A 19,282-nucleotide genomic window follows, 5' to 3' on the forward strand; every position below is an offset into this window, starting at 1 on the left:
TAATATTTATTTTTATTCTAGAATAAAGTAATGTCTAATTGTAGTATTGTTTTTTCCTTTTCAGGATTCCACATAGCAGTGACTTCAATAGGTATATTATAGTTTCCAATATTAACATCCTTCCCAAATGCAGCCCCTACATTAATTATATTCCCTGCGCCTTCTGTATAGAAGGTTTTATCTGTTGTAAAAGACCAAGCCCCACCCGCGAAAAGAGAAAGTTTGTAACCGCCTTTTTCCCAAACCTTGCTTTTTACTTCAAAATATTGAGTCCATGAATCTTTTAAGGATCCATCTTCTTGCAATTCATAATCACCCGAGCCACCGCCGACAATAGTTGCTAAATACAATAATGTGTTTGGTGTTACGTAATATCCAAAATTCACGTCTACAAAATTATAACCTTGCGTTTTATCATAACTCCAATAGTTTAATTTATCCCCCCTCTCCTCTACTCCTGTATAATTATTGTGCGAAACAGCTTCGATAAAAAACTTATCAGAAAAACGATACACACTGTATATCGAAAATTCTTTATAATATGCACTTTCTTTTTCACCAGTTTCTTTGTTTTCAATATCAATAGTCGAAAAACTGGCACCTCCCCAAACTCCAAAAGTAAATTTGGTGTTTCGAGTATTATACTCCAGGCTAGTCGCGAGCATAGCTCCCGGATGTACTACAAATCCATGCCATGTATGCATATTCTTTAAATGTGCGCTGGCATTAAATGCTTTATAGACATCCTTTTCAACTTCAGTCTGAGCAGAAATAAAATTTACGACAAATAACATTAGAATACTAATTGAAAAAGTGACTATTCTATTGTTTCCATTAATCAGAATATTAAAAACTGATATCGACTTTTCTTCAGTATTTAGAGTTGTTGGTTTCATGGATGTAAGGTTTAATGTTAGTGTAATTTATAAACGTCATAAATACGTTTATTTTTCAAATGTATATAAAAAATTTTATATAATATCATTTTATTTGTCATATAAAAGCGAAATTATCAATTATACCCTTCTAATATTGCTATTTTATTAGTATTATTGCTTATTAATTATTTATCAACAACACGTTATTTTTACGTTTATTCTTGTATTTTTGTACAATGTTGTATAAATCATATCTATATTTATCTTATGAAATTTGAAAAAATCCCAAATATTTCAGTAGACTGTGTTGTCTTTGGTTACGATATAAACACAAAATCACTTAATGTTTTAGTTATGAAACGTTATCTAGAATCAAAAACAGGAACTGATGTTTTGGTTGACGATTATGTATTGACCGGTTATCATGTGTACGAGCACGAAACCTTAGATGGCTGTGCAACTCGTGTATTAAAGGAGTTAACAGGCCTGACTAATCAATATAAAAAGCAGTTTAAGGCTTTTGGAAATCCTGATAGACTGACAAATGAAAAAGATCTAATCTGGATTGAAAATGAAGGATTTAATCTGAGAACAATTACCATTGCGTATTACTTTTTATTAAAAACCGAAGATGTTGATCTAAAGAATAATAAACATCAAGAAAAGTGGTTTCCGATCAAGGAATTGCCAGAATTAGGCTTTGATCATAGAAAAATTATACTTGAAGCATATGAGGATTTGAAAGTAAAATGTTTATCAGAGCCTGTCATTTTTAAACTACTGCCCGATAAATTTACTATTAATGAAGTACAAGAATTGTATCAATCTATTTTAGGTGTCGATTTTGACAACAGAAATTTCAGAAGAAAACTTATCAAAAAAAAATATATAATACCATTAGATGAAAAACAAGTCGGTGTTTCAAAAAAACCAGCGCAATTATACATGTTTAGTAAAGATGTATATGAAAAGATGTTTCAGAAAAACTATTTAATTAGCATTTAATGAGCTTAAACACATTTATATTCGACATGGATGGTGTTATTATTGACTCAGAACCTTTTTGGAGACAAGCTCAAATTGAAACCTTATGGAAATACAATATTTCAATAACTGTAGAAGATTGTATCAAAAACACTATGGGTAAAAGAATCGATGACGTAGCCTTAACTTGGTGTCAACTGCACCAATTAAACATTAACCCTAAATTAATAGAAAATGAAATTGTCACAACAGTTATTAGTTTAATTTCTGAAAAAGGGAAGGCTAAAAAAGGTCTGTACGAACTATTAAATTATTTATCGAAAGCCAATTATAATCTTGCCTTAGCAACATCCTCTAGCTTATCAATAATTAATGCTGTTTTTAATAAGCTTTCTATATCACAATATTTTCAAGTTGTTTGTACTGCGGATGATGAGGAATTCGGAAAACCACATCCAGCAATTTATCTAAAAGCTGCAAAAAAACTAGGAGTCAGCCCAACGAATTGCCTAGTACTTGAAGATAGTGTTACAGGTTTAATTGCGGCAAAATCAGCTGTTATGCGAACTATTGTAATACCTGAGAACAAATCAGATCCTAGATTTAGTTTAGCCGATAACATTTTCTCTTCGATGCTAGATGTGATTAGTTATTTAGAGTTTGAAAAATAGTTAAACATCTGTTCTTAACACTTTGTGCTTCAATTCTTCACATCGACTGATCTCGACACAGGCTTTGTCACAAAAAAAAATTACTCACACAGCTTTTATCTTCAATACGATAGAAAAAGGAACTTCAACCCTTAAAATCGTCTGCAGATAGTATCTTTGCCTTAATTATTATAAATAGGACACTAAACAGTCATCTCAATACCTTCTATGCCGTTTACAAAATTAAATTCCGAAATAAAAGAGACACTAGAGTCTTTAGAAATTACTACACCTACCCCATTTCAGAGTAATAGCATTCCTGTTATAAAAAGCGGTGCCAACGTTTATTGTACTGCTCCTAAGGATAGTGGAAAAACGACTACGCTTATCCTAACTACCTTGCAGAAATTAAAATGCAGGGCAATGGGAAACACCCCAAGAGCTGTAGTTCTCGTGGAAAACAAGGAGAAAGCCATGGAATTGTATGATGCTTTTTTAAGATATACTAAATATAACTCGTTACGGGTTTATGTAGGCTACGAAGAGCTTCATGTAGATGTACAAAAATCGGAAATCTTTATGGGGATAGACATTCTTATTTCCACACCGAAGTCGATGAACAGGTTGTTTTTGTTAAATGGAGTCAATACCGCCGAACTAAAGATATTTAGCATTGATGACGCCGATTTTCTAATTCAGAAATCAGCCTATGCCGCTCTTATGTCGATTACACAGAGCATTAAGAAAAGTCAGTATGTGATATATTCAGAAAAAATACACCCTATGCTAAAACGTTTTGAATCGCATTTTATGGAATACTCTAAAAAAGTCACTGCTAACTAAGAGGAACTACTGTTACACCGAAAGAAGAAAGAAGAAAGAAGAATATTAAGTAAGAAACTGATTCAAGAATATGATACCGAAACTACATTATATATCTCAAGGAAGTTCTTCGGAAGAGCAGCTTGAAAACATTCAAAAAGCGTGTACATCCGGTGCAGAATTAGTGCAATTACGTCTGAAAAATGTTTCAGAAAAGAACTTTTTAAAAGTAGCTGAAGCTGCAAGAGAAATCACTTCTCACTTTCAAACCAGATTAATTATTAACGACTATTATAAAATAGCAAAAGAAGTTAAAGCAGATGGTGTACATTTAGGAAAAACAGACTCCTGCCCTACTATTGCTAGAAAGCATTTGTATTCTTGGCAAATTATCGGTGGGACGGCAAATACCTTACAAGATTGCGAAACACTTCTTGATAAACAAATAAATTATATTAGTTTAGGGCCTTTTAGAGAAACTACAACTAAAGATAAATTACCTCCAGTTTTAGGTTTGAACGGTTATACCGCAATTACAGATGTATTGAAAACCGGCACTCCCATTCTTGGAGTTGGCGGCATTACAACAGAAGATGTTACGGCCATACTAAAAACAGGTATTTCAGGAATTGCTGTTTCCGGTGATATTACCCGCGATTTTAGTAAAATACGAACATTTAACCAACTACTAAACGCATCTTCAACAGCAGAACAGCGTTACACATTTGAATAAACCAGCTCATGGCAAACGGTAATAAAAGTTTAACTAATCTCAACTTTAGTATCTTGCATTAATAAAATAGTATTATGAAATTAAACTTATTGTCATGTGATGCTCAGAGGCCAGATAGAAGAGCCATAGCCAATTGTATTTTAGAGATTTCATTAAATATGAATGAATCCTTATCGAATGAACTTACAGACATTCTCTTAGAGGGAGATCTTGTAGATATTGAAGTTGAAGATAAAGACACTGGATCTGTTTTAAGAGCCTTACGGAAGCTATCTATTGATTACGAGATTGTAGAATGAGCCAAATTTTTAGTTCTGTGGTTTTAAAACCAAACCATTTACATCTGGTTTGGTGTTCATCCGCTCAAGAATTAAATCCGGATCCAATAAATAGATCATAAATTCTTCAAGATCTTCTGTGCTCATTACATTACATACAAGTAAAAACCTACCGTCTTCCGAAAATGAAACATAAGGTCCCAATCTTGCCAAGGGATCAAATTTTATAGGGATTATCAACGAGTTTGTAGTATTAAATAATCCTTCTTGTGTTAGAAGATAGTCTGAATTGGGTGACAAAATACTAATGCTATTCCCAATATAAAATTTACCAAAAGCACTATAATTTACTCTTCTTAAATCATGTACAGTATCAAATTTGATTTTATCACCATTTTCAGAAACATATTCGAATCGCTGATTCACAGAAGAGGCATAACGATCGGCGTATGCTGTAATTGTTCCTTTTTCTGAAGGCTTTTCGGGGTTTACTTCTGATTTTTGGTTAACTAAAGGATATAGAATTCCCTTATTTGATTCTTTCAAATACCAATACCTTTTGAAGTTAGCCGACTCACTTACCAGATACTTCTGATCTTCACTAAAATTAAGGAATATTATAGCTTCACCATTATGACCCGATAGTGTCCAGTCACCGGCAATCTGTGTAGCACCATATCTTAATTTCATAAGGCGAATACTTCCATCTTCGGTACCATAGGCTATTTCATCGCCACTTTTATTTATAGCAACCGCTGTCGCATGTTCCGACTCTCGTGAGATGATACGTTCATCATCCATTCTAACTTTTATAAATACGTCGGCCTTAATGACATCATCATAATTTGCATTTCTTAAACTCAAAATAATGTCTTCATCTTCATCAAATACGATGACATCGCTTTGGTAATTAACAAAACGAGAAAAAAGTCCTCTGGATTTTGCCATTAAGTCACCTTGCATATTATATATCGCATTATTAACATGGCTTGTAAATATATCTTCCCCAGTATCTGAAATCTCGGCCTTATCTCTTATAACAATTAATTTGCCCTTGGGTGAAAACGAGACAAAATCGATTCCTTCAGAAGGAGTGTAAAAATTAAATGGTATAAGCTCACCACTCACTTTGGTAAATACCACTGAATCATAGAAGCCGGATTCTTCATTTACTACTAGTGAATTACCATTCAACTCGCGAACTTCTTTGACTATCGATCTCTGCTGAAGTGCTAATTCCGGATCAGGATCAACAATATACATAGGACTAGAATCGTACAATAACTTTAAAAGTAGTTCTGAAAATTCGGTATTCTCCATTTCGAGCGAATCACTAAATCGATATCCTAAAAAAGCAACATTAAAAGCTTCCGTTTTGTTAGTAAAATATAGGAATTGCGCCGTCGACAGATAATTAGAGACTTTTAATTTTGAAGCTTCCTGAACAGCGATATTTTTCTGCTGAAAGGCATAGAAAGCTAGTATTACGGCTCCAATAAAAAAAGCGGTTAATACAGCAATGGCACTATTTCGAAAACGCAAGGTACGTCGGTGTTGTTTTACATCCTCTCCAACCATATCGCCTACCGCCTTTCCATGAAGTGTTGCAGCTAATAGTACTACTTTGGACTGAAAACTGGCATTGTCTAAATGTAATTCTGCTACTTTTTTCTCTCCACGGAAATCTACGTATAAGGGTTCATTTTTGAGGCTTCCTGATAAGTTCTTCGGAAGTGCGTTCGTTTTTCCCCAATTAAAATCATTAGAGGCTTCTTCCCATTCTAATTCGCCTTCTGTTAAAACGACCAGAAAATTATCCATTGATTTATTCGCCATCCAATGCTCTACTTCTTTTTTACACCATATAGATTGAGCCGCTGCCGGAGAAGCAAGGAATATAAAATAATCTGATTCATTTAAAGCTTCCACGATCTTACCCCACAAATTTGGGGAAGCAGATAGATCATTCGAATCGCGAAAAATATTCAATGCACGACGCTTAAAAGTAGGTTTGGCAAACTGCTCAAGGCCTTTTTCCAAGAATGGAGCAAGCTTTGAGTCCTGATCGTGACTATAGGAGATAAATGCACTGTATTTCATTATACATAGCTTCTGAATTAGTTAAATTACAATTTAAATTGATAAAGGAATAGATATTCTAACTTTTCAGATTAAAACTTCATGATTATTTCTTTGAATTATATCTTTAAAAATGATCTGGCGGTTTAAAATTAAATGGAATGCTATTTATAAAATGTATCGTAGATTGATTAAAAATTTGTGGTAAACTTAATTCAAACTACTACTCTTCATCTCACTTCCTTTCTTTGTTGCAAAAGCTTTTGCAATCACTAAAATACTTCACCGAAACTGCTATGGTGGCAGGATAGCTATGACTTCTCGTCGACGATTCGCAAGCAGCTTACGATTCTTAAATCACACAGGATGAGCACCTCACTGAATACTTCAGTACATACTAAATAATAGTTAGCTATCTAAATTTAACTTATCTTTAACAGTATCAGCTAATTAGACTAACGCACAAACATGGCAAAAACAAACAGCAAACCACATAAATTTGGGACTTTTCTAGGCGTATATACACCCAGCATTTTAACTATTCTTGGCTTGGTAATGTACTTGAGATTTGGATGGGTAGTTGGAAATGTAGGTCTAATAAAGACCATTTTTATTGTGATAATGGCGAGTTCTATTACGTTTATTACTGGCTTAAGTGCTTCAGCAATCGCTACTAACATCAAAGTTGGGGTTGGAGGCGAATATTATATGATTTCTCGAAGCCTAGGCCTAGAACCTGGTGGTGCCATTGGTATTCCCTTGTATTTATGCAGAACCTTAAGTGTTACTTTCTACTGTTATGGTCTTTCCGAAGCTATACTAGTGTTATGGCCGGAGCATCAAAGCTTACTTCCATCATTTGCACTACAGGGCCTAACCATTATTTTTATCGTTTTAGTTACTACATTATCCGGGAAAAGTGCAAAACTCGTTTTAAAATCCCAAATTCCAATAATGATTATTGTTGGTGCATCAATTCTCGCTTTAATCATCGGTGTACTTAGCCAGGACATTCATGCACCAATTACGAAAGCGACATATCAAACAGCACCTGAGGGTTTTTGGTATGTGTTTGCTGTGTTTTTTCCTGCGGTTACAGGGTTTACAGCTGGAGTGGGTTTGAGTGGTGATTTAAAAGACCCACAAAAATCAATACCTAAAGGCACACTAGCCGCCGTAGTATCAGGAGCTGTAATCTATCTTATTATACCACTACTTTTAGCAATAACCGGAGCACTTACATTAGAGCAAATGACAGACCCTAATGCCGGTGTAACAATTTGGACACGTCTCGCCATTTTTGGACCATGGATTGTTTATCCTGCCGTTTGGGGGGCCGTTTTATCATCTGCTTTTGGAAGTATTTTAGGAGGACCAAGAATTCTTCAAGCATTGTCTATGGATGGATTAATGCCAAAATTTTTATCGAAACTATCTAAATCTGGCCAGCCTACTATTGCCACTTGGATAAGTGGGTTTCTTGCGATAGCCGCTGTTTTTCTTGGCGGTTTGAACACGATTGCGCAATATGTATCTGTTCTGTTTTTAACGCTCTATGTGGCTGTAAATGTGAGCGCAGCAGTTGAGCAACTTATAAAAGAACCTTCGTATCGCCCAAAAATACAAGTACCTTGGTTCGTATCCATCCTTGGGGCTATTGCAGCGATGGTAGTCATGTGGTTGATTAATCCATGGGCCTTTGTTTTCGCATTGGGCCTTGAGGCACTGATTCTCATTTATTTATTTAGTAAAAAACTGGAACAACAATGGGGTGATGCTTCTACCGGAATTTGGATGCATATGGGTAGATATGCCCTGTTACGATTGAATTCTAAAAATATCCATCCCAGAAACTGGCGTCCAATTATACTTCTATTTGTTCATGAATTAAAAGCACAGTTGCCATTAATTCAACTTATGGAAATGCTAGGGCAAAATAGTGGCTTGTTGACTATTTCAAAACTGATCACTTTTGAAGATAAACAAGAATTAAAAATGCGCAAAGATATTGCCTTTAAAATGCAAAAAGAATTGGCAAAAGAAGGTCTACAGGCTCTAACTGAAGTGAATGTAGTTAACGATCTAAAACATGGTATTTATCAAGTGGCCGCGTCTCATGGCATAGCAGGTATAAAAACCAATACCGTAGTCTTTGGTTGGTCTAGTACTATGGAAGGTAAAATTCAAGAACTACAAATCGTTAATAATCTTGCTGCATCAGGTAAGAATATTCTAATTGCGAATTTTAACGCTCCATTTAATGATCGTCCTAATAAACGTATTGATATATGGTGGCGTGGAGAAGATAGAAATGGTGACTTGATGTTACTGCTCTCTTATCTAATGTGTTTAAATAGAAAATGGAAGAAAGCAGTGATAAGTATCTTTTCTATAGCTGCTTCGGAAAAAGAAAAACTCACATTGGAGCGCCATATAGAGTATTCAATTAACGAAGCACGTATTGATGCCGAAATACATGTGCTTATTAAAGATAGTGAAGACATAGTTGGTATGCTTATCAAAAAGAGTCAAACGGCTGATATTGTTTTTTGTGGATTGGCAAGAAATAATGATGCTTTTGAGAAACGTACACAAACTATGGAGCGTATTGCAAAAAGTTTAAAGGTTGTTGTATTTACCCAGAATAATGGAATGGAGAATGTGATTCCTGTTATTTTCAGTTCGACAATAGAATAGTATATAATAGTGTGTTTTGATATACTTAATACTCATTTCTCAAAATCTAGACATTAAAAAAATGGTATTTCGTGCGTTGTTTTCAAAACCAAGTAATTTGCATCGGGTTTAGCGCTCATACGTCAAGAATTATACGGTTTTCTTCGCAGGAAGAGCTGATGACTTGGTCAAGGCTATATAAAGCTTTCAAACTACATAAAAAATCAATTCAATTTAAAAGAAGCTAATTAAGAAAGTAATAAACCAGTTAGAACGGAGTATTATGAATCTATTTATTGAGCACTCCAACCTCCGTCTAAGGCAAAAGATGTTCCTGTAATAGTAGAAGAAGTCTCTTTTGCTAATAATAATGCCATGTCCGCGATGGTATCAACCGGGACAAATTGTTTGACGGCTTGTTTCTTAAGCATTACTTTTTCTATCACTTCTACTTCAGTCATATGGTGTGCTTTAGCCTGATCTTTTATTTGACCTTCAACCAAAGGCGTTTTAACATAACCGGGGCAAATGGCATTGCATGTAATATTAAAAGGTGCGCCTTCTAAAGCTAAAACTTTTGTCATCCCAATTACACCATGCTTCGCCGCAACATAAGCAGATTTAAATTCTGAAGCTCTCAAACCGTGAACGGAAGAAATATTGATGATCCTGCCAAACTTTTGACTCTTCATTTGTTTCCAAGCAGCTTTTGACGCATAAAAAGCAGCATTCATATTGATCGCAATAATATCCTCGTACTTAGAATTTGGAAAATCTTCTATGGGTGACACATATTGAATACCGGCATTATTGACTAATATATGCAACTTTCCAAAGGAGTTTATGGTTTCCGCGACAAGGTCTTCCACAGCATCCGATTTTAACAAATTCGCTTTAGAAAAAGCTACCTTTACCTCATACTTCTCTCCTATTGCTTTTGCAATTTCGTTCCCATTCGACTCCAAACCGTGAAACATAATTTGATAGCCTTCCTTGGCAAATTGTTTGGCTAATGCCAACCCAATTCCACTTGTGCTTCCAGTAATAAGAACGGTTTTATTCATCATCTAAAAATCTTTTAAGTACTTCATTAAATGCGTCGGGTTGATCTATTACTACGCCGTGTCTGGAATTCTTTATGACACTTAATCTTGCGTCGTACATTCTTTTAACGTATTCTTCCTTAAAGCCGATGGGTGTATAGTCCATATCTGAAGCCACTACCAAAGTCCTTGTCTTTATATTTTTTAGTTTATCTCCCAATCCCCATTCCATCAAGGTTACAAAGGATTGGTAGTAGGCATTATAATCATTGTTCTTACAACGAATTTCAAAGGCGTTTCTCAAATCCACTTGATGTGCTTCAGGAAACATATTAAATGAAATCTCTTCGGCTAATAATTCTAGGCCTTTAGTCTCCATAAACTCGGTTCTGTTCTTTAAAAGATCGTCGCCAATGCTGCCCATATCATTGAAATCAGGACCACTATTGACAATAACCAAATTTTCAACATAGGCAGGATAGCTGGATGCCATTTGAAACGCCACAGCACCTCCCATTGAAAAACCTACAAAAGTTGCTTTTTTAATCTCTAATTGATCTAAGAATGCCTTTATGTCTTCTGTCATCAATCCAACGCCATAAGCATTATCTGGTCTTGTAGAGGCTCCATGACCTCTTAAATCTAGAGCAATTACCCGATACTTTTTAGAAAAGAAAGGGACTTGTGCGTCCCAATCTTTTTTTGTTGATCCTAATCCATGAAGCAATAGAAGTACTTTTCCGTTTCCATAATCTTCATAATCAAGTTCGATATTATTAACTTGTATTTTTGACATGGTTTGAAAGCTTAATTAATTGCTACAGACTTATTTTTAAAGAAGTTGATATTGTATTTCAACTCAAAAGATACTAAGGTCTCTATAACTGGCGATGCCACAAACTCTCTAACTTCTGCGTTAAACAGGTTGGTAAGGCTCACACCTAAAGAAAGACTGTCTGAAAAATTATAACCTGCATTAGCATCTACTGTGAAACCTCCAAGTTGTCCGTAATTCCATGTTCTACCTACTTGCGCATTTTCAACAATTTCATTGACACCATCTCCATCTTGATCTTGTGTTTCAGCCGCGACATTAATACCTGAGAAGAAATCATATTTTTGAACATATCTTCCATAAAGAGCACCGTAAAATTTTCCATTGTTGTAGTGAACCCCTGCGCTAAATTTGTGATTAGGGGTATTGATAGGCAATTCACTCTCCAATACTTGGCCATCTAAATTTCCATCATTGGCAAGGTCATCTTTATCAAGATTACGATCAAAATAAGAATAGTTGAATGAGGTTCTAAAGTTGTCGTCAAAATAATAATTTAATCCAACGTCAACACCATAGGTATCTACATGACCGAAGTTTAAATAAGTTAATACAAAAGCACCCGTTGAGCCTTCTATTACTTCACCAATGGGCTGGTCTCCAATATGAGTTACAAAGTTACCATTTGCCGCATCTGCTATATTTCGTAAAGGACTAATAAAATTATCTGATTGATTATAGTAAGCGTTTGTGTCAATAAATAATTTATCTGAAAGTTTTCCTTTATAGCCTATTTCGTAAGAGTTGATAGTTTCAACATCTAACTTCTCAATTTTAGTCCCATCTGTTAGTGTAAAGCCTTCTCCGTTACCAAGAACTAAACCACCAAACAGATTTCCTTTTAGATTTAAAATTGAAGGTACTGCAATACCTTTTCCGTAAGTTAATCTGAAGGTTCCATTATTTATTTTTTTAGTCACTGCTACTTTTGGAATAAAGTTAGATCCATACAATTCATGATTATCTAATCGACCTCCTAGTAAAAAGCCTAAACCTAAGTCTTCCAGTTTGTATTCCAATTGCGTGTAAAATCCTGTTTGATTTAGATCGATACCGCCATCATCTAAAAGGTAAGTTCCTTTGGAATCTGCCATATCCAGCTGGTACTGTGCGCCCAAGGTTAAATAGAAACTACTCCAATTATTATTGTACTGTCCTTCTGCATTAAAACGTCTTGAGGCATCTTTGAATACGGCGCCACGTTGCAGTACAATTCCTTCACCCTCGCCTGTAGGAAACCATTGCTCTGTAAAAGAACGTTCTCGAGCCTCTTGCTCAGAAAAACCATTTTCTATAAAGGATACATAATTTTGTGTTCGTTGATTCATGGCGTAAGTGTCTTCTGTGTTACTCCATGTATAGTAGGTGTTAGCGAAGAAATTCTTAGACACAAATTTTAATTGAGCTACATCTATGCTCCAATCTTTAATTTGGTTACGTCCAGCACTTGTAATACCAATGTTGTTTGTGTTACTGTGACCATAATATCCATTTATCTCTGAGCCTTTAGTTGGCTTGTAGTATAATGATGCTCCATATTTTTGAGTATCAAAATCACGATCCAATTCAAGTTCCGGATAGCTCTTTGTACCCACATATACTGTATCTGTATACTTATATTCTGTACCCTGAGATCTTTCAAAATGAAATTTATAGGCAAACTTGTCATCAATAACTTGTGCGTGTCTAAGTCTGGCAGTGATTACACTTTGATTTCCAGCACCTATCGCAAAAGTTGTTCCTTCAGATTTTCTTGGATTTTTTGTGATAGTGCTAACGAGGCCGTTGTGTGCATTTGGACCATAGAGTGTTCCATTTGGACCAAGAAGAATTTCAACACGCTCAATATCATCCTTAGTTACGGTTGAAAAAGAGCCCATAGGCAATCCTGTTGCGATCAAAGTAGAAAGTCTATCATCTGTGACTTGTAAATTTTTAGCATTAAAAGCAGAATTGAACCCTCTAATGTTTATTCCCGTTCCTAAGACTCCACTTCTTACAAAATCAACTCCTTTTTGTCTGGCGGCCAATTCACCTACATTAAAACTTGGGAATTCTTCAATATCCCTTGCCGTAATCACATTTACAGTTGCCGGTACATCTGTAATTTTTTGTGGTTGTTTGTTCGCTGTTAAGATCACTTCATCTAAAATCGTATTAGATTCGTTCAATGAGCTATTCAATTGTGTCGTCTTACCTTCAAGTACCGAAATACTTTTGGTAGAAGTTTCGTGACCTACATAAGAGAAAGTAACATCATAAGTACCGACTTCTACGTTTTCGATTGTATAAGCGCCATCAAAATCGGTCATGGTGCCCTTGTTCAAAAACTTAATAGATACAGTTGCACCAGATAAAGGTAAGCCGTTTACATCTGTAACTAATCCATTAATCGTTCCGGTCTCTTGTGCATTAGCTCCAAAAGTAGCAATAAGCATGAGTAATAAGAGTATTTTTTTCATATAGCGAAAGTGTTGATTGAGTTTGTTTAGATGGCAATCTATTATGAAAAAGCAAACATTACGTGGTCAAAACAAAAGGATATAAGTATGACTTTTACGGCATATCCCGTGCTAATTGGCAACTAACTTATTGATATTTAAGACATGTACTTGAATTATTAGATATGTGACTTTAGTTTCAAAAATGCTTCAGGTAAGTTTTTTGAAAGGCGATCGATGACTTTAATCATCAACTGTTTTTGATTTGTAGTAGGATGAACGTCTATAAGTGGTGCTTTTATTTCATTCAATAAACGTTTTGAATTTATTTTACCTTCCATATATCTAGCCAATGATATGCTCCAGGCAATATTTGGGACGTAATTATTTTGTTTCTGTCGCTCACCTTCCTTTTTAATAAGGTCGAATTTGGTGGAAAGTTTGAGCACTTCTTCATATTTCTCTTGTACGATTAGTGTACTAATATAAGAGGTGAAAAAATGGTGCCAACGGTGTTTTAAAACCTCGTTTTTATATTTTCTTAAAAAGGTTTTAGCAGTGGCTTCCGCAAGACTATTTTTTTGAAGTTCAGAAAGCACACGAATTTGATATGAACTGTATCCAATTTTTTGATGATAATTATGAGTTTCTCTATATAAATCAGTATGCTTTTCTAACAATGAAAATGCTTTTTCAGGCTTATTATTTCGCAATAAGATTGCAACTAAATTATTCAAATACATTAAAGTGTCATTGTTGTTTTGCCGAATAGAGAGATAGCCATAAAACTCGGCTTCCTTAAACTCATCTTGTTTAGAATGTAGCAGCACCCGACTTGCATAATAATTAGATAATAGCCGTCTTGAGTACATCTCTCCTAAACTGAAATAAATATCAATTTGATTAAACAACAGTTTTAATTTGTCATTTTCATCGTAGTTGGAGTACATAAACGCAAGTAAAATAAACGCCTGATATCTGTTCTTTCCACTTATTGAAGCTTCGTTAAACACCTCTAATAGCCAATTTTCTAAATATTTTGTATCGTTGTTGTTGAGTGTATATTGGTCGGTGATTTCAGCGGTGGCTGAATAAAGTTTCTCAGTAATTTCTCTGGCTTTAATGTAGGAGGCTTTATTTTCTAGAATAAAACCAGCCACAATCTGATGATCTTTATAGCGCATTCTAACTAATAAATACGATTTATACTCCTTAGCAAGATCGTATAAACTTTGAAAGCTAAAATCAATGTTTTTATAGGATGAAATATAATTTAGAAATTCTTTTTCTTCTTTTGACGAGATCGCATCGGTTAGTATCTTTTTGTTCAAAGACATAATCCAACCAATAGTTGCGTCTACATCGATGCTTAGCAATTTCTTATTAATCCAATCTTTAATATAGGAGTATTTCCTCTTATCAATATCTGCATCAAAGTCCCTAAAAATGTTTTGAGATAAGGCATTTTCAATTACTAGTTTAATAATTTGAAGCTTTTCCTCATCTACAAACTGAAATTGAGTTTCAAGATATTTAGCTTCGTTTGGTAAAATGGTTTTGCTGAATGCTGTAAATTTTTTTAACTTCATTTTCATTTATCATCAACAAATTGCTTTATAAGTATATTGGTTTCGTTCGGTTTTTCAAACTGAACGAAGTGTCCTGCATCTTCAATAAATTTTAAACACACCTTATTAATTTTCTCTATGGCAATGTTTCCTACATCTTTAGTAGTTATTGTAGGATTAAAATACCTATTTGGTATGAGTAGATCCTTGCCTCCAAATATCACTAAGGTTTTTTGAGAGATAGCTTTTAAATCATCATAAACCGAGTCATCAAGCATACCGTAAACACTACTTACAATGGCGTAACAGTGAGCATCGAAATCTGAGGCTACTTTAATCCTTTTTCTATCATCTATCATTTTAGTGACCTCAAATGGTTGTACGTGAAAATTGAGCGCGTAGTTCTTTTCAATTTGTTCATCTGATGTGTTTTTAACCAATTCTGAAGTAAAAAAGGATTTCATTAAAACTACATTTGTTTCTGAAAACTGTTCCAAACCTGCCGGAGCAATTAGGATAAGTTTCTCAATTTCATTAGGAAAGGTGCTTACAAATTTAATGCTTGCTTGTCCACCCATAGAATGACCGATAAGGACAATATTTTTTAACTCTAATTTTTCAATGAATTGATGTAGAATTTCTGAAAAGTATGAAGGGGTATAATCTACATCAGGTTTTGATGATCTGCCATATCCAGGTAAGTCCAGAGCAATGCATGTATAGTCCTTTCGTAGAATTTCGATGTTCTTTGACCAGGCATCGGAATTACTACTAAGACCATGTACAAACAACAGTGTTTTTTCACCGGAACCCTCTTTTATATAGCTTATTTCTAAATCGTCTAAGGTTGTCGTAGACGATGTAAAACTATATGCTGAAAGTAAATCTTTCATAGGTTTGTTTGGATTTTGTGAATATACAGAAGCATTTATTAGGGAGAAGAAAAGCAAGTAGTAAATTAGTTTCATTGAGCTGATTTAATTTCGTTAAAATAGTAATAGAGTTTCTTTCTGGAAACTTTTCCGAGGCTAGTAAGAGGAATTTCATCTAAAACAAATATGTATTTTGGGTGTTTGAACGCCACAAGCTTGGACTTTAAATACTCTCGAATTTGTACTACCGAAAGATCTTCATTCGTTGATGTCACAAAGGCAATACCACATTGTCCCCATTTTTCATCCTTCGCGCTTAAGACCACAGCTTTGCTAATCTCTTCATTCTCTTCAAGAATGGCTTCTACTTCTTGCGGGTAGATATTTTCTCCCCCAGAAATATACATATCGTTTTTACGGCCTTTGATATACATAAATCCTTCGTTATCACTAAAAGCGAAATCACCGGTAGATAGCCAGCCTTTCTTTATTTTATTACTTGTTCTAACCGAATCGTTCCAATATCCAGGCGTCACGATATCACCTTTAATACACAACTCCCCTACTTCATATGGATTTACTTTATCTCCTTTTTTATTTACAATTTTTACGTTCAAATAAAAGTTAGGTTTTCCTATGGAATTAGGTTTTAGCTGTGCCATATTATGATGTAATGAAGTGATGCTTGGTCCTGCCTCTGTTAACCCATAACCCGGTCTTATGTAAATATTTTTTTCTTGTTTCCAATAGTTGACTAATTCTGAAGGCACTCTTTCTCCACCAGAAATAATGTAACGCAATTTTTTTAGGTTCACATCTTTAAATACGGGTGCTTTTTGCATCATCAAAAGCATAGTAGGCAAAGCCATGAACAAAGTTGTTTTATTCAACTCCAACAAACACAATACTTTTTCAGCATCGAACTTTTCCAATATGCCGATATGCGCTCCTTTGTGCAATAATGGTGTTACAAAAATATTCCAACCAGAAGTATGATAAGGTGGTAGTATGTTTACTGTAGAATCCCTAAAAGTAATTCCAAGTTGCATGGATGTGTTTAAACTGTTCCAAAACAACATTTTATTAGTATATATAACCCCTTTTGGTGCCCCCGTGGTCCCTGAAGTATAAAAAATAAAAAGTGGGTTTTCAGCTTTGATTTGAAAGCTTTTCTCAGGAAAATTATTAGCCTGTCTGTAATACTTGGATAAGCTATTAAATTCAACTTTTTCTAAGGCTGGAAATACTAAATGCTCTACTTTATCTAAATGATTTTCAGAATAAATAAGTATTCTTGGTGTGCAATCTAAAATGAGTTTCGATATTTCCGATAAAGAAAGTCGATAGTTCAAAGGAACTATAATAATACCCATCCGCTGACAAGCCACGAAAAGCACCATATATTCTAAACCGTGTTCAGCTAAAACAGCTATTCTGTCGCCTTCTTCCAGTTGCATTTCTGCAAATTTGGTTGTTAACCGATTGGCGTAAAAATTTAATTCTCGATACGAGTAGCTTTCATTGGCGTCGTATGAAGTAATGGCAATATTCTCTGGCGTATAATCCGCCCATTTAGCTGTCCAATCTAATGTGTCCACGTTGTTTTTTTTCGTCTAATTTATAAAATACATATCCGACTATTAATGATGTTACAATTCCTATCGCTGCTGAAACCCCCGGATTGTTTACCGGCTCCTGCATATAAGGTGTTATTCGTCCATAATATATACCAAAATGTACTACGATAGCCGTGATGCTTGCAGTAAAAACCGCTCTTGTGGAAACATTCTTTAAAAATGTCCCGAAAAGCACAGGGACAAAAGCTGCTGCAAAATATGCATATACCCCATTTTGAGCGAAAATAGCAACACTGATGTCAGGATTTTTAATCTGATTCCAACTTAACAAAAAACTAACAAATCCTAATGCGATAATCACCACTTTATTTATTGAAATTGTTTTATCCGCAAATTTACCTTTAAATAATGGGTTGATAATATCTGAGGTTATGGTAATTGATAAGGACTGTATAAGACTTTCCAATGTCGATAATCCTGCCGAAATTAATCCAACCACTATAATTAAACCAACACCCACAGAGAATTTAGAAACCACATAAGTGGGTATAATCTCGTCCATTTTTAAGGCTACTCCATTCACCATAAAATCCGGAAAACTAATTCGTGCATATAATCCGACAATGACCACTAAAAAGAAAATGATCATAAACGAAATACCGCTGAATAAATAAGTGTTTATTTTACCTTGGTCTTTTAGTAATAAAGACTTGGTGATGATGTGAGGCTGACAAACAATGGCAACGCCAATAACGATTTGTGTTGCAATTATTTCAAAGTAATCTCGAAATAAAAAGCTGGTGGGATTGGTGGGTTTCGATAAATTCGGGTCAATGGCGTTCAGTTTTTCAAAAAACCCAGTTATGCCATCCGTAAAATATTCAGCTCCTGATCCAATTAAAATTATAGCCACAATAAACATTATAATTGCCTGAATAGTATTGGTATAAACCATGGAATTTGCACCACCAAACATCATGTATCCAAACACAAATACGGTGATACCCATAAGTACATAAAACGGATCTGCATTAAGTGACTTGGATATAACTTGGGTAAGTCCAACATTAATCAACACTATAAATGTTATTAGTAAAAGTGCGATAACAGCGAAGAAAAAGGCATAGTTTTTACTCTGATAGCGTTTGCCAATCCATTGAGCCATGGTGGTTGCTTTTACGGCTTTCCCTTGTTTTGCAAATCCTTTGGTAAATACAATCAACGAAATAAATGCAGCAATGGGTAACACCAAGGCAAACGAAATAACCCCAGAAACACCATAAAGAGCGATAAATCCCGGATTTATTATAAATGTTGCAGCACTAGTCATGGAAGCCGCTAATGATAATCCTACAACCCACGCAGGAAAACCAATATTACCAACCGCGTAATCTTCCAGATTTTTGTTTTTTCTGGCGCCTCTTATAACGAAAAATAGGATGACTCCTGCATAAACGACCAATAAAATCCACATGTAAGTAACTAAGGTATCTGATGCAATCATTTGAATTAGGATGTTTAAAAGCAAATAACAAACTTTAAGTTAGTTTAGTTTTGTCTTTTTGAATTTCATTAGGTGTGACTTTTAGTAAAAAGTGAGACTTAATTTTAAATAGCGTAAACATAATGTAATTAATCATGTATATGACTTTTATATTATTGAATCTTTAGAGAGTAATATTATTTGTTTTTGACATGAAGGATGCTCATATAAATGCAGCATGTTTCAGAAGCAATTAAATGTAAAAAATATCATTATTTTCAATGAGGTTTTAGGTAGGTCGCTGTAAAAATTATTACTTCAAATTGTAACCTATTTAATTTCTTTACGGTAAACCCTTATGAA

The 19,282-nt window shown here is 34.6% G+C and carries 15 protein-coding genes; 6 read left to right on the forward strand and 9 right to left on the reverse strand.

The features are described 5' to 3' along the window. Positions 1–17: 17 nt before the first annotated feature. Positions 18–896, reverse strand: coding sequence for a hypothetical protein (locus BXY75_RS05920; protein ID WP_121906793.1), 879 nt, complete (start codon positions 894–896; stop codon positions 18–20). Positions 897–1,145: 249 nt separating this feature from the next. On the opposite strand from BXY75_RS05920, the gene BXY75_RS05925 reads away from it, so the two are divergent. From BXY75_RS05925 to BXY75_RS05945, 5 genes are all read left to right on the forward strand, one after another. Continuing rightward, on the forward strand, positions 1,146–1,883 hold the full coding sequence (locus tag BXY75_RS05925) for an NUDIX hydrolase (RefSeq protein WP_121906794.1): 738 nt from the start codon (positions 1,146–1,148) through the stop codon (positions 1,881–1,883). Continuing rightward, positions 1,883–2,533 (forward strand): hexitol phosphatase HxpB, encoded by a 651-nt coding sequence (gene hxpB / locus BXY75_RS05930; protein WP_121906795.1) that lies wholly within the window; start codon positions 1,883–1,885, stop codon positions 2,531–2,533. The genes BXY75_RS05925 and hxpB overlap by 1 nt, the downstream gene beginning before the upstream one ends. 207 nt (positions 2,534–2,740) lie before the next feature. After that, positions 2,741–3,355 (forward strand): DEAD/DEAH box helicase, encoded by a 615-nt coding sequence (locus BXY75_RS05935; RefSeq protein WP_121906796.1) that lies wholly within the window; start codon positions 2,741–2,743, stop codon positions 3,353–3,355. Between the two features lie 70 nt (positions 3,356–3,425). Further along, on the forward strand, positions 3,426–4,067 hold the full coding sequence (thiE, locus tag BXY75_RS05940) for a thiamine phosphate synthase (protein WP_121906797.1): 642 nt from the start codon (positions 3,426–3,428) through the stop codon (positions 4,065–4,067). Positions 4,068–4,141: 74 nt separating this feature from the next. Then, positions 4,142–4,366 (forward strand): hypothetical protein, encoded by a 225-nt coding sequence (locus BXY75_RS05945; RefSeq protein ID WP_121906798.1) that lies wholly within the window; start codon positions 4,142–4,144, stop codon positions 4,364–4,366. 9 nt (positions 4,367–4,375) lie between these two features. Here the strand turns inward: BXY75_RS05945 and BXY75_RS05950 are convergent, their stop codons facing one another. Further along, positions 4,376–6,445, reverse strand: a complete 2,070-nt coding sequence (locus BXY75_RS05950) for a TIR domain-containing protein (RefSeq protein ID WP_121906799.1) — start codon at positions 6,443–6,445, stop codon at positions 4,376–4,378. A 447-nt stretch (positions 6,446–6,892) separates the two neighbouring features. Here BXY75_RS05950 and BXY75_RS05955 point away from each other — a divergent pair, with 447 nt between their 5' ends. After that, entirely contained in the window at positions 6,893–9,121 is a 2,229-nt protein-coding gene (locus BXY75_RS05955; RefSeq protein ID WP_121906800.1) for an APC family permease, read from the forward strand. A 272-nt stretch (positions 9,122–9,393) separates the two neighbouring features. On the opposite strand, the gene BXY75_RS05960 is transcribed toward BXY75_RS05955, so the two are convergent. The 7 genes from BXY75_RS05960 to BXY75_RS05990 form a co-directional block, all read right to left on the reverse strand. Next, positions 9,394–10,167, reverse strand: coding sequence for a 3-hydroxybutyrate dehydrogenase (locus BXY75_RS05960; protein WP_245962928.1), 774 nt, complete (start codon positions 10,165–10,167; stop codon positions 9,394–9,396). Beyond that, positions 10,157–10,939: an alpha/beta fold hydrolase gene (locus BXY75_RS05965; protein ID WP_121906802.1), complete on the reverse strand. Its 783-nt coding sequence runs from the start codon at positions 10,937–10,939 to the stop codon at positions 10,157–10,159. Before BXY75_RS05965 ends, BXY75_RS05960 begins: the two co-directional genes overlap by 11 nt. A gap of 11 nt (positions 10,940–10,950) precedes the next feature. Then, on the reverse strand, positions 10,951–13,440 hold the full coding sequence (locus tag BXY75_RS05970; RefSeq protein WP_121906803.1) for a TonB-dependent receptor: 2,490 nt from the start codon (positions 13,438–13,440) through the stop codon (positions 10,951–10,953). A gap of 158 nt (positions 13,441–13,598) precedes the next feature. Continuing rightward, on the reverse strand, positions 13,599–15,008 hold the full coding sequence (locus BXY75_RS05975; RefSeq protein ID WP_147437237.1) for a hypothetical protein: 1,410 nt from the start codon (positions 15,006–15,008) through the stop codon (positions 13,599–13,601). Between the two features lie 2 nt (positions 15,009–15,010). After that, on the reverse strand, positions 15,011–15,880 hold the full coding sequence (locus tag BXY75_RS05980; RefSeq protein ID WP_170152856.1) for an alpha/beta fold hydrolase: 870 nt from the start codon (positions 15,878–15,880) through the stop codon (positions 15,011–15,013). Positions 15,881–15,951: 71 nt separating this feature from the next. Continuing rightward, the gene (locus tag BXY75_RS05985) at positions 15,952–17,457 is read right to left on the reverse strand and encodes a class I adenylate-forming enzyme family protein (RefSeq protein ID WP_121906806.1); all 1,506 of its coding nucleotides are present in this window, start codon (positions 17,455–17,457) and stop codon (positions 15,952–15,954) included. Further along, complete coding sequence (locus BXY75_RS05990) at positions 17,432–18,940, reverse strand: sodium/pantothenate symporter (RefSeq protein ID WP_121906807.1); 1,509 nt, start codon at positions 18,938–18,940, stop codon at positions 17,432–17,434. The genes BXY75_RS05985 and BXY75_RS05990 overlap by 26 nt, the downstream gene beginning before the upstream one ends. Positions 18,941–19,282 lie beyond the last annotated feature (342 nt).

The organism is Ulvibacter antarcticus, from assembly GCF_003688405.1.
Taxonomy (GTDB): Bacteria; Bacteroidota; Bacteroidia; order Flavobacteriales; family Flavobacteriaceae; genus Ulvibacter; species Ulvibacter antarcticus.

Bases quoted from the DNA above. Each gene is read 5' to 3' on its own strand.
- BXY75_RS05920 (WP_121906793.1), bottom strand. From the start codon at position 896: ATGAAACCAACAACTCTAAATACTGAAGAAAAGTCGATATCAGTTTTT.
- BXY75_RS05925 (WP_121906794.1), top strand. From the start codon at position 1,146: ATGAAATTTGAAAAAATCCCAAATATTTCAGTAGACTGTGTTGTCTTT.
- hxpB (WP_121906795.1), top strand. From the start codon at position 1,883: ATGAGCTTAAACACATTTATATTCGACATGGATGGTGTTATTATTGAC.
- BXY75_RS05935 (WP_121906796.1), top strand. From the start codon at position 2,741: ATGCCGTTTACAAAATTAAATTCCGAAATAAAAGAGACACTAGAGTCT.
- thiE (WP_121906797.1), top strand. From the start codon at position 3,426: ATGATACCGAAACTACATTATATATCTCAAGGAAGTTCTTCGGAAGAG.
- BXY75_RS05945 (WP_121906798.1), top strand. From the start codon at position 4,142: ATGAAATTAAACTTATTGTCATGTGATGCTCAGAGGCCAGATAGAAGA.
- BXY75_RS05950 (WP_121906799.1), bottom strand. From the start codon at position 6,445: ATGAAATACAGTGCATTTATCTCCTATAGTCACGATCAGGACTCAAAG.
- BXY75_RS05955 (WP_121906800.1), top strand. From the start codon at position 6,893: ATGGCAAAAACAAACAGCAAACCACATAAATTTGGGACTTTTCTAGGC.
- BXY75_RS05960 (WP_245962928.1), bottom strand. From the start codon at position 10,167: ATGATGAATAAAACCGTTCTTATTACTGGAAGCACAAGTGGAATTGGG.
- BXY75_RS05965 (WP_121906802.1), bottom strand. From the start codon at position 10,939: ATGTCAAAAATACAAGTTAATAATATCGAACTTGATTATGAAGATTAT.
- BXY75_RS05970 (WP_121906803.1), bottom strand. From the start codon at position 13,440: ATGAAAAAAATACTCTTATTACTCATGCTTATTGCTACTTTTGGAGCT.
- BXY75_RS05975 (WP_147437237.1), bottom strand. From the start codon at position 15,008: ATGAAGTTAAAAAAATTTACAGCATTCAGCAAAACCATTTTACCAAAC.
- BXY75_RS05980 (WP_170152856.1), bottom strand. From the start codon at position 15,880: ATGAAAGATTTACTTTCAGCATATAGTTTTACATCGTCTACGACAACC.
- BXY75_RS05990 (WP_121906807.1), bottom strand. From the start codon at position 18,940: ATGATTGCATCAGATACCTTAGTTACTTACATGTGGATTTTATTGGTC.